At 71.4% G+C, this 16,015-nt stretch carries 13 protein-coding genes and 1 pseudogene; 4 read left to right on the top strand and 10 right to left on the bottom strand.

The window, feature by feature from the left end; all coding sequences use genetic code 11:
- Positions 1 to 47: 47 nt before the first annotated feature.
- Complete coding sequence (locus ACSMX9_RS17645; protein ID WP_445395053.1) at positions 48 to 644, bottom strand: MarR family winged helix-turn-helix transcriptional regulator; 597 nt, start codon at positions 642 to 644, stop codon at positions 48 to 50.
- 194 nt (positions 645 to 838) lie between these two features.
- Here ACSMX9_RS17645 and ACSMX9_RS17650 point away from each other — a divergent pair, with 194 nt between their 5' ends.
- Complete coding sequence (locus ACSMX9_RS17650; RefSeq protein ID WP_445395054.1) at positions 839 to 1,648, top strand: dioxygenase family protein; 810 nt, start codon at positions 839 to 841, stop codon at positions 1,646 to 1,648.
- Positions 1,649 to 2,425: 777 nt separating this feature from the next.
- Positions 2,426 to 3,436, top strand: a complete 1,011-nt coding sequence (locus ACSMX9_RS17655; RefSeq protein WP_445395055.1) for a sigma-70 family RNA polymerase sigma factor — start codon at positions 2,426 to 2,428, stop codon at positions 3,434 to 3,436.
- 132 nt (positions 3,437 to 3,568) lie between these two features.
- Here the strand turns inward: ACSMX9_RS17655 and ACSMX9_RS17660 are convergent, their stop codons facing one another.
- Positions 3,569 to 4,603 carry a helix-turn-helix transcriptional regulator gene (locus ACSMX9_RS17660; protein ID WP_445395056.1) on the bottom strand — a complete coding sequence of 345 codons (1,035 nt, stop codon included), beginning with the start codon at positions 4,601 to 4,603 and terminating at the stop codon, positions 3,569 to 3,571.
- 201 nt (positions 4,604 to 4,804) lie between these two features.
- Here ACSMX9_RS17660 and ACSMX9_RS17665 point away from each other — a divergent pair.
- Positions 4,805 to 5,302, top strand: a pseudogene (locus tag ACSMX9_RS17665) (hypothetical protein); the annotation flags it as partial.
- A gap of 1,407 nt (positions 5,303 to 6,709) precedes the next feature.
- Here ACSMX9_RS17665 and ACSMX9_RS17670 read toward each other — a convergent pair.
- The 3 genes from ACSMX9_RS17670 to ACSMX9_RS17680 all read right to left on the bottom strand — a co-directional run bounded on the left by ACSMX9_RS17670 (position 6,710) and on the right by ACSMX9_RS17680 (position 10,925).
- Positions 6,710 to 7,456, bottom strand: a complete 747-nt coding sequence (locus ACSMX9_RS17670; protein ID WP_351241322.1) for a DUF6227 family protein — start codon at positions 7,454 to 7,456, stop codon at positions 6,710 to 6,712.
- Positions 7,457 to 8,297: 841 nt separating this feature from the next.
- Positions 8,298 to 9,401 (bottom strand): P1 family peptidase, encoded by a 1,104-nt coding sequence (locus ACSMX9_RS17675; RefSeq protein ID WP_445395057.1) that lies wholly within the window; start codon positions 9,399 to 9,401, stop codon positions 8,298 to 8,300.
- Between the two features lie 324 nt (positions 9,402 to 9,725).
- The gene (locus ACSMX9_RS17680) at positions 9,726 to 10,925 is read right to left on the bottom strand and encodes a low temperature requirement protein A (RefSeq protein ID WP_445395058.1); all 1,200 of its coding nucleotides are present in this window, start codon (positions 10,923 to 10,925) and stop codon (positions 9,726 to 9,728) included.
- 302 nt (positions 10,926 to 11,227) lie between these two features.
- Between ACSMX9_RS17680 and ACSMX9_RS17685 the strand changes: the two genes are divergently transcribed.
- Positions 11,228 to 11,410 (top strand): hypothetical protein, encoded by a 183-nt coding sequence (locus tag ACSMX9_RS17685; RefSeq protein ID WP_351241328.1) that lies wholly within the window; start codon positions 11,228 to 11,230, stop codon positions 11,408 to 11,410.
- A gap of 154 nt (positions 11,411 to 11,564) precedes the next feature.
- Here ACSMX9_RS17685 and ACSMX9_RS17690 read toward each other — a convergent pair whose 3' ends face one another.
- From ACSMX9_RS17690 to ACSMX9_RS17710, 5 genes are all read right to left on the bottom strand, one after another.
- A complete protein-coding gene (locus ACSMX9_RS17690) occupies positions 11,565 to 12,068 on the bottom strand; it encodes a large conductance mechanosensitive channel protein MscL (RefSeq protein ID WP_445395059.1) in 504 nt (167 codons plus the stop codon).
- Between the two features lie 162 nt (positions 12,069 to 12,230).
- Entirely contained in the window at positions 12,231 to 12,935 is a 705-nt protein-coding gene (locus ACSMX9_RS17695; protein WP_445395060.1) for a hypothetical protein, read from the bottom strand.
- A 219-nt stretch (positions 12,936 to 13,154) separates the two neighbouring features.
- Positions 13,155 to 14,033, bottom strand: a complete 879-nt coding sequence (locus tag ACSMX9_RS17700) for an S-methyl-5'-thioadenosine phosphorylase (RefSeq protein WP_445395061.1) — start codon at positions 14,031 to 14,033, stop codon at positions 13,155 to 13,157.
- A gap of 90 nt (positions 14,034 to 14,123) precedes the next feature.
- Positions 14,124 to 14,447, bottom strand: a complete 324-nt coding sequence (locus ACSMX9_RS17705) for an FmdB family zinc ribbon protein (protein ID WP_445395062.1) — start codon at positions 14,445 to 14,447, stop codon at positions 14,124 to 14,126.
- Positions 14,448 to 14,514: 67 nt separating this feature from the next.
- Entirely contained in the window at positions 14,515 to 15,810 is a 1,296-nt protein-coding gene (locus ACSMX9_RS17710; protein ID WP_445395063.1) for an MFS transporter, read from the bottom strand.
- Positions 15,811 to 16,015: the final 205 nt, after the last annotated feature.

Genomic DNA, 16,015 nt, shown 5'->3' on the forward strand with positions numbered 1-16,015 from the left:
GCCCGGGTGCGGGAGGAATCCGCACCCGGGCCCTCGTGCGTGCGGGGTCACCGCAGCCAGGGCAGGTCCGCTCCGGCGTCCTTCGGCTGGAGTCCCTCGGCGACGATCTCCATGATCTCGCCGAGGGACTTCTGCTGGCCGGGGGTGAGTCGGTCGAACAGGGCCTGCTGGACCGCCTCGACGTGCCCCGGCGCGGTCCGCCGCAGCACCTCGTACCCCTGGTCGGTCAGGACCGCGAACTGGCCGCGCCGGTCGGACGGACAGTCCTCACGGGTCACCCAGCCGCTCTTCTCCAGTCGGGCCACCGCATGGGACAACCGGGAACGGGTGATCTTGGCGTTCCGGGCCATCTCGGTCATGCGCAGCCTCCGCCGGGGGGCTTCGGAGAGTTGGACGAGGAAGCCGTAGTAGAGGTGCGGCATCCCGGCGTCGCGCTGGAGTTGCCGGTCGAGGTGGTCGTCGAGCAGGGTCGTCGCGCTCAGGTAGGCCTGCCAGACGCGTTGCTGCTCGTCGTCCAGCCAACGGGGTCCGTGCCCGCGTTGCGTCGGGGGTTCCGTCGACGGCCGGTCGGTCGGCGGAGGAGTCGGGGCGGGGGCGTCGGGGGCGGATTGGTCCGGGAGGGCTCCGGCGGGCGCTGATCGCACGGACGAAGCGGATGCCGGTGAGGGTGCCGTGGTCATGTGTCCCACTGTACGAGCTCCTTCTTGAACGTTAAACAAAATCGTCGTACTCTCGGAAGGGAAAGCTTGAGACTTCAAGTACATTGTGCTCGTCGAGGCGCCCGAGACCGGGGGCGACGAGCGCCGTCCGTCCCGGTCCACCCCTCCGGAGTCCCGCCATGGCCACCGCCGAAACCCGCCCCGCACCCCGCTCCACGGACCGCATGCCCGCGCTCTACCTCAGCCACGGGGCGCCCCCGCTCGCCGACGACGCCGTATGGCCCGGCCAACTCGCCGCCTGGTCCGCCGACCTGCCGAAGCCCCGGGCGATCCTGATCGTCTCCGCCCACTGGGAGGAAGCCCCGCTGGCGCTCGGCGCCGTCGACCCCGTCCCGCTCGTCCACGACTTCTGGGGCTTCCCCGAGCACTACTACACCGTGCGTTACGACGCCCCCGGCGCACCGCAGCTCGCCGCATCGGTCCGCGCGCTACTGCGCGCCCCCGGCGTCCCGGTCCAGGACGTACCGGACCGGGGCCTCGACCACGGCGCGTACGTCCCCCTCGTGGAGATGTACCCGGACGCTGACGTTCCGGTACTCCAGGTCTCCATGCCGACCCTCGACCCGCGCCGGCTGATGGACCTCGGACGCAAGCTCGCCCCGCTGCGCGACGAGGGCGTGCTGATCGTCGGCAGCGGCTTCTTCACCCACAACCTGGCCGCACTCCGTCATGCGGGCGGGGTGCCGGGATGGTCCGTCGAGTTCGACGACTGGGGGCATCGCGCGCTCGACGCCGGGGACGTCGACGGACTCCTCGACTTCACCGCCAAGTCCCCCGCAGGAGCACTGGCCCACCCGCGCACGGAACACTTCGCACCCCTCTTCGTGACCATGGGTGCCGCCGACGCGGCGGGCGACCTCGACGTGCAGCACAGCGTGATCGACGGCTTCTGGATGGGACTCGCGAAGCGGTCGGTGCAGTTCGGCTGAGCCGTCCGACCCGGCCTGCGTCGGCCCCGAGACCTCCCCTCCGCGGCCGGACGGCCGACCGTCCGGCGCAGGGCGCCCGACCCTGCCGTCGCCGCCTTCCGGGCCGGGCCCGCGCGAGACCCCGGGACTTCTGTCGGCTGCCCCTTGCGGACGGGCGGACCATGTCCGGCACCGTAGGACAGGCCGTCGCGGACCGTAACGGACCGTGGACGTAGGTCCACGGGAGGAGGCGGCCGGGAGGGCCGCCGCTCCTGTCCGGAGCTGGAGGGCCGGTGTCGTCGGCATGCGGTGGTCGAGGGGCCGGTCGCCCCGGTGGGGTGCTGTGTCCGCCTCGGGACGCCGTGTTCACCGCTCCGCGGCGGCATCGCGACAGCCGAGAACGGGCAGGTGGGCGGGGAGGCAACTAATCCGGGGCCCGGTTCGTCTTGAGGTGTGGAGGGCGGGAAGCGGCGGCTGCTCCCGGAAGCGATCCGCCCGGGGGTGCTCCGCCAGGGGCGTTCCGCCCGGGGGCGTGAGAGGGGTCGCACCTCACGGCCCACGAGGCTCGACGGGCTCGGTAGCTTCCTCCGTCACCACGCCTGACCTGCGTTTCCGCCGTGGTCGGGGCCTGCTGCGCCCGTGCGGCGAAGCAGGATACTGCATGATCAGAGAATTCGACGAGCCGATGGGGAATTCTGTCCCGATTCCAGTCGTTGTTTCCTTCGGAAGCTGGGCACCCGCAAGGGTGAGCAGACGTCCGCACAAGGACCCGTACCACTCGCTAGCAAGGGAGCACGCATGGCAACCCGTGCCGTCGCCCGTCGTCAGTCCGCCACCGGCGGGACCGACGCGGGGAGCAGTGTTCGCGCCGTAGGCGGCGAGATCGCCGATCGCGACCTGGTCGGCATGTACCTGGACGAGATCGCGCGTACGCCCCTGCTGGACGCTGCCAAGGAAGTCGAGCTGTCGCAGACGATCGAAGCCGGCGTGTACGCCCGGCAGATCCTCGACGGCGAGGTGGAGAGCGACACCGCGAAGAAGCAGGACGGCCCCTCCACGGAGGAACTGGAAAACCTGGTCGCCGCCGGCGAACGGGCCAAGGACGTCTTCATCCGGTCGAACCTCAGGCTGGTCGTCGCCGTCGCCCGCCGCTACCCGCGCAGCGGTCTGCCGCTGCTCGACCTGATCCAGGAGGGCAACGCGGGCCTGGTCCGCGCGGTGGAGAAGTTCGACTACCGCAAGGGCTTCAAGTTCTCGACGTACGCCACCTGGTGGATCCGTCAGGCGATCACCCGCTCGATAGCCGACCAGTCCCGCACCATCCGGCTGCCCGTTCACCTGGTGGAGGAACTGGGGCGCATCCGCCGGGTCCAGCGGGAGTTCAACCGGGAGAAGGGGCGCGAGCCGGAGCCGCAGGAGATCGCCGAGGAACTGGGATCGACCCCCGAGCGGGTCACCGACGTCCTCGACTGGGCCCGTGACCCCGTCTCCCTGAACATGTCGGTGGACGACGAGGGCGAGACCCAGTTCGGTGACCTGCTGGAGGACACCTCCGCGGTCTCCCCCGAGCAGTCGGTGCTCACCCTGCTCCGCAGCGAAGAGCTCGACGACCTCATCGGCCGTCTGGACCAGCGCACCGCCTCCATCATCAAGATGCGGTACGGCATCGACGACGGGCGCGAACGCACCCTCACCGAAGTCGGCAAGGAGCACGGACTCACCCGGGAACGCATCCGGCAGATCGAGAAGCACGCCCTGCTGGAACTGAAGCGGCTCGCCCGGGACACCGGCTTCGACGCCGTCGCCTGACCGACCCCGCGGCGCACCCGTTCCCTGCCCCGGGTCGCCCCACGAACGAGCCTCGGCGCCCACCCCCCCCGGCGCCGGGGCTCCCCCTTTCCCTCCCCCCGCCTCCGGTCGTTCCCCAGCCCCTTCTCCGGGTCAGGGGCTCTGCCCATGGCCCCCGTCATCCCCGCCCACCCGGTCCGCCCGGCCCGTCTCCCGAAGCTCGTCCCCTCCGGCCCGTACGAGCCTTCCGCCCAACTCCCTCACCGCCGTCACCAACTCCGGCGGAGCCTCGACGTGGAAGTCGCACCCCACCCACGCCAGCCGGAACGCCAGCCACTCCGGAGGATCCCCGGTGTTCCCGTGGAGCACGCACTGCTGCGGGCCCCGCGGCTCGGGCCGCCCGAACAGCTGTGGCAGTCGGTCCGCCACCACCTCGGCAGAGGCCGCGAACCGCACGGAGAACGCGTACGTCCCACGCCCCCGCTGCATGCGGTCCCGAAGGAACTCGGCAGCATCTGCCCGGGGCAGCTCCCGCGGAGTGAAACGGGCGCCGGTGGCGAACGGCTCCCCGGACACCCGGTCCACCCGGAACGTGCGCCAGTCGTCCCGCTCCACGTCGTACGCCACCAGGTACCAACGGCGTCCCGTGGACACCAGCCGGTACGGTTCGGTCAATCGGCGGGACTCGGTACCCTCGCCGGACCGGTAGCCGAAGCGCAGTCGCTCCTGCCCCGCGATGGCCGCCGCGATCACCGTGAGGGTCTCGGTCGGGATGGAGGGGCCGTCCCCGCTCGTCAACGGCACGGTGGCCGACTGGAGCACGCTCACCCGGCGCCGCAGCCGGGCGGGAAGCACCTGCTCCAACTTGGCCAAGGCACGTACGGACGCCTCCTCGATGCCCTCCACCGCATGGCCCGCTCCGGCCCGCAGCCCCACGGCGATCGCCACGGCCTCCTCGTCGTCCACGACCAGCGGGGGGAGCGCCTTGCCGGCCACCAGCCGGTAGCCACCGTCCGAACCCCGAGCGGCCTGCACCGGATACCCGAGTTCGCGGAGTCGGTCGATGTCCCGCCGAACGGTGCGGCGGGAAACCCTGAGCCGTTCGGCCAGCTCGCCGCCCGGCCATTCCCGGGGGGTCTGGAGCAGGGACAGGAGCTGAAGCAACCGTGCCGGCGTGTCTGTGGTCATGTCTCACAGGCTGCCCCATGAAGAGGTCATGAACTGACCTAATGGGTTCCTGACTGCGTCCCTCGACCGCACCGAACCCTCCTCGCGTCACGGGTGCCCACGTCGACGTCCCGCACCGCCCCCGGGAACCGGGCCCCGGCCGACCTGCTGGGGGTGACGGGCCCGGCTCCTGCGCCGGTGGCCGTCGCGGGCCCCGCGGCGGTGGGGACCGGGGGCCGAGCCTCCGCAACGGGGGATCCCGCTGCGGGAGGGCCCGGTGCGGACCGGCGTCGCTGGATCGCTTGGGCGGTCGTCACGACCGCGGCCTTGAAGAGCCTGGTCGACGTCACCATCGTCGACGTCGCGATCCCCACGAGCCGGGAAAGCCGGGGAGCCACCTTCGGCCACATCCAGTGGATCGCGGTCGGCCACGCCCTCGCCGCAGGGCTCATCACCGGAGGACGGCTCGGCGACATCCGCGGCCGCGAGCGGGCCCTCCTCACTCCGGTCGGGCTCGCCGGACTCCTGCTCGGCCGTGCGTTCATCGTCGAACCGAAGGAGCCGTGAGCTCTCGGGCCCGACCCGGTCGGCCTCGCGCTCGTCACCGGAGGGCTGTTGTTGCCTCTGTACCCCCTGCCCCGGAGGCGGGGGCTCGGCTGGCCGCCGTGGGGCCGCGCAACGATGGTTGCTTCCGTCCTGGTCTCCGCAGTTCTGTTGGCCTCCTGCGCGGGTTCGTTGGCCGCCGGAGTGCCGGTCCAGGTCCTCGTGTCGCACTTCGGCCGCCGGGTGCTCCAGACCGAGGCTCCGACCACGGCGGCAGCCGTGCGCCCGTCCGTCCGGGCGTCCGACCGCTACGGCAGGGCCATCAGGCCCCGACCGATGGTGCCCCCGCTGGTCCTGATGGGTGTCGGCAGGGGACCGGTCGTCGCCCCGTTGACCGAGGTGATCCTGTCCGAAGTGCCGTGCAGACCCGCCGGATCGGCGTCGAGACTGATCAACACCGTGCTGTAGACGGGCAATGCGCTCGGGCTCGGGCCGGTCTCCGTCGTGCTCTTCGGAGCCGTCGACGGGCAGGCCTCGCCCGACGCCCTGCGGGGAGAGCTCGTGCAGGACTCCGCGGGCGCGCTGGGCTACGTGGCGTTCGTCCTGCTGGGCGTCTGCCTGATGTCCCTGCCGTGCCGGCCCCACACCCACCTCGAAGGAGGAGAAACGGCCGAGGGCGCTGCCGTCGACGACCAGCCCGCTCCGACACCAGCAGCGGCCCACGCGGATGCCGCTACGGTCCACCATGGCACCAACAGCCACCAGATCCCTGGCGGTTGGACCCGTCAGCCGCATTGCCGAGGCCGATCGGCAGGCTCGGCGCGTTCGGTCGCCTGGTGGCCGCCGCTCCCGCGTCCACCAGGCGACGCCACGACACGAGGGCCGCGCGGGATCGCTCGGCACGACGGCCCGGTTCCGCCCCGACAGTCGCGCACGCAGCTGCTCGGTGAACCTTCGCCACACCCATCCGAACATTCGGTTGGCAGCTGTGGATGTGATTCTGCACTTCATCGAGATTCCCCCGTGGTGGACGTGCGGAGCTGTCTGCGTGAGCGTTTTCGCGCGCTGGCTCCGATCCTCTGTGGCAACGGTAGCCCGGATCGTCCCTGCCCCGCAGAGCCTGTGGATAACTCCGAAGAGCCACCCTTTCCACCCTTCCGGTGACGGGTTCCGCACGGCGTCACCAGCCCGTCGGCATAAGGGGCTTGGGCGTGTGAGGGGCCGGCCGATCTGGGTGGCGCCGTGGGATCGCCTTGCGGGCCTTCCGGTGCGCACGCCGCTCTCCGGTCCGGCCCGTGTCGTCCCTTTCGGCTCGTTGCCCTCGGCTGGGCGGGGGACTCTCGCCCACTGCCCTTCGAGCAGTGTTCCGGGCGGACTTGTTGAGCAGGGCTGCGGCCCGTGTCGTACGTGGCCACTCGCTGGTTGCACGTCGAGGGCGGCGAACGGGCCGGACGCGGCCGGTTGCCGGATCCCGTCGTACCGATGCCGTGCCCAGGCCGCGGGGCCGCGGCTCCGCGGCGACGTGGCGATGCCCTCGCGGGCACCGCCCGCAGGCAGGCGCGGGTGGTGCCCGCGAGGGCTGAGCTAAGCGGTTGCCCGTCGCTCCACTGCGGTCCGGGCCGCCGCCTCGCTGATGTACACCTCGCACATGTGACGACCATCAGGCGTGTCCGTGTGCTCGACCTCCCAGAGACTCACTTCGAGCCCGTCGTTCAGGAGGAAGGCGTGCTCGTAGAGCGAGAACGTGAACGCCGTGGCGCCTTCGGCGCTCGGCAGCGGTCGACCGAACGCCTGAGTGATCTGGTGGGCACAGGCGTTCCGCAGAAGCAGCGCCACGTCGTTGCCCGGTCGATCCGCGTTCTCGGCGCGGCGCAGTAAGCGCCGTGCGTGATCTGCGGAGTCATCGGTCATGTACTCCTGCCGCGGCGGCGGAGCGGGGGCCAGATGAATCACCACGGGCAGCTCGAAGTCCGGTGTCTCCGAGGGGAGGGGCAGCCGGGCTGTCGCGGTTCGCGCGTCCTCCTCGTCCGTGTACAGCTCGTGCACCAGCTGGTCGTGCCTGCCGGGGCTCGTGTTGTGCACGAGTTCCCACAAAGTGAGCGCGCTCCCGTCCGTGAGCAACCACGTATGCCGGTACGTCTCGCGGTGGAGACCTCCGCTGTGGTGGGCGGAGTGCAGAGAGCCGTTGTAGGCGAGCGCGCAGTCGAGACGGCTCACCGTCTCGTCCGGCAACTCGAAGGAGTTGAGAGCGCGTCTGAGGAGCCGAAGGAGTTGCTCCTCGGGGGAATCGGACCCGGGTGGCTGGTGTGCCGGCTGGTGCGGACTGCTCAAGGCACCTCCCCGTGTTAGCTGCTAGTCACTTTGTGGGTGCATACCGTAGCCCCTCCGCGGGACGCCATGTCCAGGAACCCGTAAAACGTCCACGCCCCACGAGAAGTTCCTGCGTGATGTGCAACGTTGCTCGACTCCCGGGCGATGTCGCATCTAGGGGCCAGTCATTCCCACGTGTCACCGTCGTCCATACCTGGATGTGGCGGTCCGACGGTTTCAACGACGGTTATCGGACAAGGGCCTTCGGTGACCAACTGACTGCTCGGACGGGTGCCGTTCGCATGCCGCTTACTTGGTCAGCGGCGGAATCGGGTGACGTCGGGCTGTGGATGGCCGGAAGTCGTCCCCGGCCGGTGTGGGCACTGCTCAGCGCTTGGGGCGGCTGATGACGAAGCGGCGCCGCTCCGGCTGGCGATCAGTCATGCGGAGCTGCTCTTCCCGCGGCAACGCCACTCGGGGCTGGGAGGTCCAGGAGTTGGACCCGGCACGGGAGCCGACTGACGGAGAGCGGCCTCGGTGACGGCCCTGACGATCATGGGCTTGCCGTAGGAGCGCCCGGAGCGAAGGGATGCGATCGAACGACTCTCCGTTCCGTGCGGGCTGCCATCACATGCGCCTTCGTGTCCACCGGGGACACCGGCGAGTGGCTGAGGGCAATAGGCCCGCGGATGTCCCGAACTCCGTAGACAGTTCAACCTTTCAGGGTTCAGCCGCGGGACACGGCGATTCGCCGCCGGGTGGCTTCAGCACCTCGTAGGCAACCGTGGGCGCCGGGCCGTGCATGTCCGGGTGACGTAGTCGATGGCCTTCCCGATCGCTCGTCGTCCAGCGGATCGCCCCATCATCCTCCGTACAACTCCGAGTACGACGGACAGTCGCCCACGGCTCCACGGAAGGACTCGACGACACGAACTGCTTGGACGATCGCCCGGGTGACGACATCAGCGCTCGCGGCGAGCACGTCGTTCAGCGCCAGAGGGTCGTCCCCCGGGAGCGACCGACCGCCGGTGGCCAGTGCGAAGACGGTGTCACCGTCGTTCAACAGGTGCACAGGACGCACCGCCCGCGCGATCCCGTCGTGTGCCGTGCCAGCGAGCTTCTGCGCCTGCGCTCGCGACAGGTCCGCGTCGGTAGCCACCACGGCCAGTGTGGTGTTCAAGGGGGGTGAAGCAGGGCGCAGAGGAGCGAACCCACCTCGGCCGTCCGCCTCCTCACCGGACGTCTCGGCGAGCAACTGCTGGGCCCGCTCGTGCAATGCCCGGTCCGGATAGGCGACCCTGCCGTCGAAGTACTCCCCGTACAGCACGCCGGTCCGGGGGTCCACGGCCGACCCGGCCGCATTCACCACCACCAGAGCGGCGACGACCGGTCCCGAGGGCAACCGCAGGCTCGCCGTGCCCACGCCTCCCCTCAACCGCCCCACCACACAGCCCGTCCCGGCACCCACGTTCCCCACGGGAACGGAAGCGTGCAGCGGAGTGGCCGCCGCGGCCTCGACCGCGGTGCGCCCCGTCGAGGCCCCCGGCCGAGCCCGGAAGTCGCCACCACGGCCCAGGTCGAAGACGCAGGCGGCGGGGACGACGGGAACGACGTGCGACGGGTCGGCACCGACCCGTACTCCCCGCCCCCGTTCCTCCAGCCACGCCATCACACCGGCCGCCGAGTCCAACCCGTAGGCACTGCCCCCGGTGAGCACGACGGCGTCGATCCGCCGCAATGCGTTGCGCGGATCGAGCGCGTCCGTCTCCTTGGTGCCGGGTCCGCCGCCGCGGACGTCAACCGCAGCGGTCACACCGCCCTCGGGAGCGAGGACGACCGTCGTCCCCGTCAGGTACCCCTTCCCCTCCAGGGTCGCGTGGCCGACGCGCAGGCCCGGTACGTCGGTGAGCGCGTCGGCCAACGGCCGTGTGGCAGTCGGGTCCGTGCCCGTCCTGTGCTCGGTCATGCACCCTGCCTACCACGCGGCGTGGCCAGCACGATCGGAGAGCCGACAGGACACGCCTCCCGCCCCGGTAGGCGAGTCGGGCGAGTGTGCCGACCGAGGACGCCGCGCCGCGGACCAGGGGCAGGAGGGAGAGCGGCGGGGTGCGCGCCGCGGTCGAAAGGGCCTCTTCGGCGGGCGGGTGCGCCTCCGCCGGGCCCGCCGGTGTGCCCGGCGCGGTCGGGGGACGGTCGGAGCGGTGTTTGCGGGGAATCCCCTTCCGCGCGGCAGGCGACGCGTCGTCGAGAGCGGCAGGGGCACGTCCGGAGCGATCTGACTCCGCCGGCCTCAGCGCGCCGCACCGGGCTCCCGACGCGCTGCGCGGGCTGCCAGCGTCACCCCCGCCGCGACGGCCGTGGCCAGGGCGAGCCCCGCTGCCGGCACCGACCACCGGCCGGCGAGCGTGCACACCAGGACCACCAGGGTCGTCACCGGCAACACCAACTGCTGTGCGACCCCCGACTTGTAGTGGCGGGACACCAGGAGCCACACCGTCACCAGATACACCGCGGTGGGAACCGTCACCGAGGCGCTGGCGGCCAGCTGACTGATGTGTGCCTGGCCGGTGACGTGCTCCACGAAGATCTCGGCGCCCGCTCCGATCGCCGCTGCCGACCCGAGGATCAGATAGTGGCCGTACCCCCACAGGAACGCCTGACGATTGCCCTTCAAGCGTCCGTGGGTCGGGACTGCAAAGTAGATCCACCACGCGGCGAACACGATCAGCAGCGTACCGATCGAGGTGGGGATCAACTGGCCCAATTCGTCGTGCTCGTCGACGGCCGACTTCACGGCGACCGTGGCGGCTGCGATCGACTCGCCCAACACGATGATGGTGAACAGGCCGTACCGTTCCGAGATGTGGTGCGGGTGCCAGGTCGTCGGGTGCTTCCGTTCGGCGAGCACCGGTACGCACAGCTCCGCCAGGGCCATGACCGCGAACGCCCACGGACGCTCCCCCTCCGTCAGCAGCAGGACCGACAGCCACCCCACCTGGCACAGGGCGATGCCGATCGCGTACCGCAGCGCCATGGCGCGCTCGGCCCCGGTGCATCCACGAGCCGCCCTCAACCACTGGCTGACCATGGCGAGACGCATGATCAGGTACCCGAGCCACAGGACGAAGAAGTGGTGCTGGAACGCCTCCGACACCCCGGCCGCGAGCACGAGCACACCGGCCATCTGAATCAACGTGACGACCCTGAAGAGGGCGTCGTCGTTGTCGTAGGCCGAGGCGAACCAACTGAAGTTCACCCAGGCCCAGTAGACGGCGAAGAAGACCATCGCGTAGTAGAGGACGCCTTGCCCCACATGCCCCTCGACCACCGAGTGCACCAAGGACGCGCCGGCCTGCGCGACGGCCACCACGAAGCACAGGTCGAAGAAGAGCTCCAAGGGTGATGCCACCCGGTGTGCTTCGCCCCGCCGGCGGGCCGTCATGGGGCGCAGCGGCCCGCCGGCCGCCGATGCCGAAGGGGAGGAGGTCATGCCAGCAGCACAGCAGACCGGCCCGGCTCGCTCGTCCCGTCCGGGCCCCGTGTCGCCTCGGATACCGCCTTCCGGGTACGCCCGGGGCGTCGTCGCCCCGGGCTGTGTCCGGAGGGGGAGACGTGCGGGACGGAACGGTGGGGGCCGCTTCGGGGCGGTGCGCCTGCCCGCCGTGGCGGGCGACGCCGGGAACCGGGCGGGCACGGTGTGGGCCGGGGACGGAAGCGGGGTTGCCTGGAGCTGCGCCGGGCGTCGTGAGGTGGTGGCCACCCGGGTGGCGGTGGCATGCGTACGCTGGAGGCATGAGCACAGGCCCCGTTTCCCCGCCGCCCGAGTCCGGACACGGACTGATCTTCGAGGACCCGCTGGCGCAGCAGTCCTCGGACGACACGGACCGTGGCTGGGGAGAGCAGTCGACGGCCGTGGGGGAGGGCGCGTCGGACCTGGCGCGCTTCCTCGACGAGAAGCCACCGCACCACCTGTGATCCCCTGCTCGGGTGCTCCGTCCGCGGAGGCACCCGAGCGCGGCTCGGCCCGCCCCCACGCCCGGCAGGGCGCGGCCGGACGGGCGAGGGCCCCGCGAACACGGTCCGGGGAGGACGCCGACCGGGCCGCCGGGGGCTCGCCCCCGTCGCTCCGCTACTCCCGATCGGGACGCGGAGCGTTCCCCGGGCCCGTTCCCGGAGCCCGCTGCGCCACCAGGGCGTCGCGGATCTCCTTGAGGACCTCCAGCTCGGACACCTCGATCACTTCCTGCGTTCCCTCCTTGGCCGCCTTCCGGTCGGCCTGGCGCGCGAGGTACTTCGACATCGGCAGCACCATCAGGAAGTACACGACCGCCGCCGTGATCAGGAACGTGAGCGTGGCGCTCAGAACCGTTCCCCACATGATCGGAATGCCGCTGGTGGCCGTTCCGGTCTTGGCGTCGTAACTGCACGGGCCCTTCAGGCAGGAACTGTAGGCATCCAGGTTCTTCGTGCCGAACGCCCCGACGAGCGGGTTGATCACGCCCTTCACCACCGCGTTCACGATGTTCGTGAACGCGGCGCCGATGACCACGGCAACCGCCAGGTCGATCACGTTTCCCCGCATGAGGAACGCTTTGAAGCCTTCCAAGACGTTCGGCTTCTTCTTCTCGCTCACCAGGAGGCCCTTCTTCGCACATACAGCTTGTGGAACAAACAACTCCGCAAACTACGACAGGGCTCCGCCATGCTGTCCAATCCGTTGACGCGATGGAGTGACGTGACGGTGAAGGAGTGGCGCCGATCGGCCCGAAGGGCCATGGGGCCGGCCGGTCCGCGCTCATCGGCCCATGACCACGGTCAGGCGGGACGAGACGCTCGCCCCCGCGAGCCGTACCGCCGTGGAGCGGGGCGCGGAGAGGATCACCAGCGCCCCCGCTTCCACCGCGTCGTCCGTGGGGTCGGGGACGTGCACCACCCGGGCGCCCGCCGCCACCAACCGTTGGGCGGGGCCGGCCGCGTCGGCCGGGGCGGCGGGCGCGGCGACGACGTCCACCCGGTCCCCGGGTTCGAGGAACCGGGCCACCGCGGGATCCGCGATGCGCACCGGCGCGTGGACCAGGGGCGCCCCGGCGGGCTTCTGCCGGGGCGCGGACACGGGGTCGCGCGCAGGGGTCGAGGCACCGGTCCGTTCGCCGGCGGGGTGCTGCGTCCACGGGCTCGTGACCAGGGCGACCACTACGCCCGCCGCGCACACCAGGGCCGCCCGGCGGCCGTGACGGGCGGCGCGGTGCCACGACGGGACCCCGCCCCGCACCCGAACCGGGGCGAAGGCCGGGATCCGGTGCGTGGGCGGCACGTCGCTGCGCATCCGCACGGCATCCGCGGCCTGCGGCGACGAGGGGGCCGCGGACCGGCGCGGCGCGGCACCGGACCGGCCCGCGGCGAGGTGCGCGTCCGGGATCGTGGCGCGGGTGTCGTAGCCGTACCGGCGCGCTGCGGGAAGGCGGGGCACCGGACGGTCGGGGGAGGGGTGAGGAGGCATGGGTTTCACCACCGTGGAAGGAGACGGATCGCCTTCCACCATGAGGGACTTCGAAGTTCCCCGTTGCGGCCTGTGGACAGGGGCGGGGCTGTGGACAACTTCGTCCCTCGTACCGGTGACTTCCGGCGCCGGAGCGGTCGTTCCCCTCCGCTAGGGGAAGCGAGTGCTCGGGGAAGCGCACGGTCGGGCGCCCGGAAGAGGGCGCCCGACCGGCGATGACTACGGCAGTGCCAACCCGGTGTCGAGGCCGTCCAGGGCCGACGTGCACAGGCACTTCCGGTCGTCGGTCTCCGGGAGGCCGGCGACCGTGTCGAACAGGACGGAACGCAGCCGGTCGACGTTGGACGCGAAGACTTCGAGGACCTCCTCGTGGGAGACGCCCTCCCCGGTCTCCGCGCCCGCGTCCAGATCGGTCACCAGGGTCAGGGAGGTGTAGCAGAGGGACAACTCGCGGGCGAGCACGGCCTCGGGGTGTCCGGTCATCCCCACCACGGACCAGCCCTGCGCGGCGTGCCACCGCGATTCCGCCCGGGTGGAGAACCGCGGGCCCTCGATCACCACCAGCGTCCCGCCGTCCACGGGCTCCCAGGCGCGGCCCCGGGCGGCTGCCACCGCGATGCGCCGGCCGACGGGGCAGTACGGGTCGGCGAAGGAGAGGTGGACGACACGGGGCACGGTCCCGTCCGGTCCCGGCAGGCCGTCGAAGAAGGTCTGGGTGCGCGACTTCGTGCGGTCGACCAACTGGTCGGGGACCAGGAGGGTCCCCGGGCCGTGCTCGGGGCGGAGCCCTCCGACCGCACAGGGTCCCAGCACCTGCCGCACCCCCACGGAGCGCAGGGCCCACAGGTTGGCCCGGTAGTTGATGCGGTGCGGGGGCAGGTGGTGGCTCCGACCGTGACGGGGGAGGAAGGCCACGCGACGACCGGCGACGTCGCCGAGGAACAGGGTGTCGCTGGGCGCGCCGTAGGGGGTGTCGACGTGCACCTCGGTGACGTCGTCGAGGAAGGAGTAGAAACCGGATCCGCCGATGACGCCGATCTCCGCCCGCAGCTCCTGCGGCACGTCGCCCGGCTCGGTCACGTTCACCATGTCTGCCATGCTCCGCACAGTAGTCGCGTCGGTACGCGAGGAGGACCCCGCGTCCGGGACGGCGGGGTCCTCCTCGTGCGGCGGCCTGCCGCGGTGTGGTCAGGCGGCGGACGTGCTGGTGCTCGACGGGGTGGACGTCGACTTCGACGCGGCGGCCGGCGTGCTGCTCGACCCGGACGAGTCGGAACCCGAGGAGTCCGAAGAGGACGTCGACTTCGACGCGGCGGGCGAGCTGCTCGACGAGGAGCCCCGGCTGTCGTTGCGGTAGAAGCCGGATCCCTTGAAGACGATGCCGACGGCGGAGAACACCTTCTTGAGGCGGCCACCGCAGCTGGGGCACTCGGTCAGGGCGTCATCGGTGAACTTCTGCACCGCTTCGAGGCCCTCACCGCACTCGGTGCACTGGTACTGGTACGTCGGCACTTGCTTCCTCCTGGCACTCTCACTCGATGAGTGCTAACGACGTTCCATAGTGACGTATTCCGCGGGATCAGTCCACCGACACCGGCACGCGGTGACCGACGCCACGCGCCGGGCCCCGCTCGTCGGCGGGCGGCGCGAGCCGGTTCCTGAGGGTCACCAGGACGAGCAGGGCCAAGATGGTTCCCGCGAGGGGCACCAGGAAGCCGGCACCCTCCCAGGCCCGGTCCTCCAACTGTCCGGCGAGGGTGACCGCGGCCGCCTGCCCCAGCGCCACGGCACCGGTCAGCAGGGTGAACGCCTCGGTGCGGGCGGTGGGGGCGACGAGCTGTTCGACGAGCGTGTAGCCGGTCACCAGCCCCGGTGCGATGCTCATGCCGACCAGGAGCCCGAGCCCGGCGAGCAGCACGGGGGACTGCGCCGCCCACAGCCCGGAGGCGGTGACCGCCAGGGCGAGGTAGCCGATCACGAGACGGTGGTGAGGAGCGGACTTCCAGGCCACGGCACCGCAGACGGTGCCGGCGATCATGTTGCCCGCGGCGAAGACGCCGTAGATGACGCCGGTGAGACCCGGTTCGCCGATCGACTCGGTGTAGGCGGCGAGGGAGACCTGTAGGCCGCCGAAGACCGTTCCGATCCCCACGAAGGCGATGGCCAGCACCCGCACGCCGGGCACCCGCAGCGCGGACGGGTGCGCCGTGCCGGCCCGGGAGGCGGTGGCGCCGGGCCGGGCGGCCGCGCGCGTCGGCACGGGCTGGGTGCTCCGCCGGGCGGCGAACAGCAGGCCGCCGATCAGGGTGAGTCCCGCTTCGGTGAGCAGGCCGGCGGCGGGGTGGACCGAGGTGCACAGCGCGGTCGCGATCAGGGGGCCCAGGACGAAGGTCAGCTCGTCGGTGACCGACTCGAACGCCGCCGCCGTGGTCATGAGGGGGGACCCGTGCAGTTTCGTCCCCCAGCGGGCACGCACCATGGGGCCTATCTGGGGAACCGTCGCACCCGTGGGGACGGCGGCGACGAACAGGGCCCAGACGGGGGCGTCGAACCAGGCCAGTGCCGTCAGCGTGACCACCGAGGCCGTGTGCGCCAGCACGACGGGCACGAGGACCGCGCGCTGGCCGAACCGGTCCGCGTACGTGCCGCTCAGCGGGGCGAACAGTGCCATGGAGACGCCGGTGACCGCTGACACCGCGCCCGCGAGGCCGTAGGAGTCCGTGGTGTGCTGGACCAGCAGGACGATCGAGATGATCAGCATCGCGAACGGCAGGCGCGCAGCGAAACCGGGGAGGAGGAACGTCCAGGCACCCGGGGTGCGCAGGAGCTGTCGGTAGCCCGGGCGGGCGGGCTCCGAGGTGACCGTGGTTGCCACGGCCCGTGCCTTTCTGCCGCCTGGTAACGCCCCGCAGTCGGGTGTCGAGAGCTGTCCTCTTGCGCAGAACTGCGGTAGATACCGGGGCCCGCCCACAGCGGGGGCGTCGTGGCGGCCGGCCGCCATACGGTCGCGCCAGCCCTGCATCAGGCAGAGTTGGTTCGATCAGAAGTCTTCCAGCATGGTACAGGCAGCCGGCGGGGAC

It is taken from the genome of Streptomyces sp. LE64 (assembly GCF_052606915.1).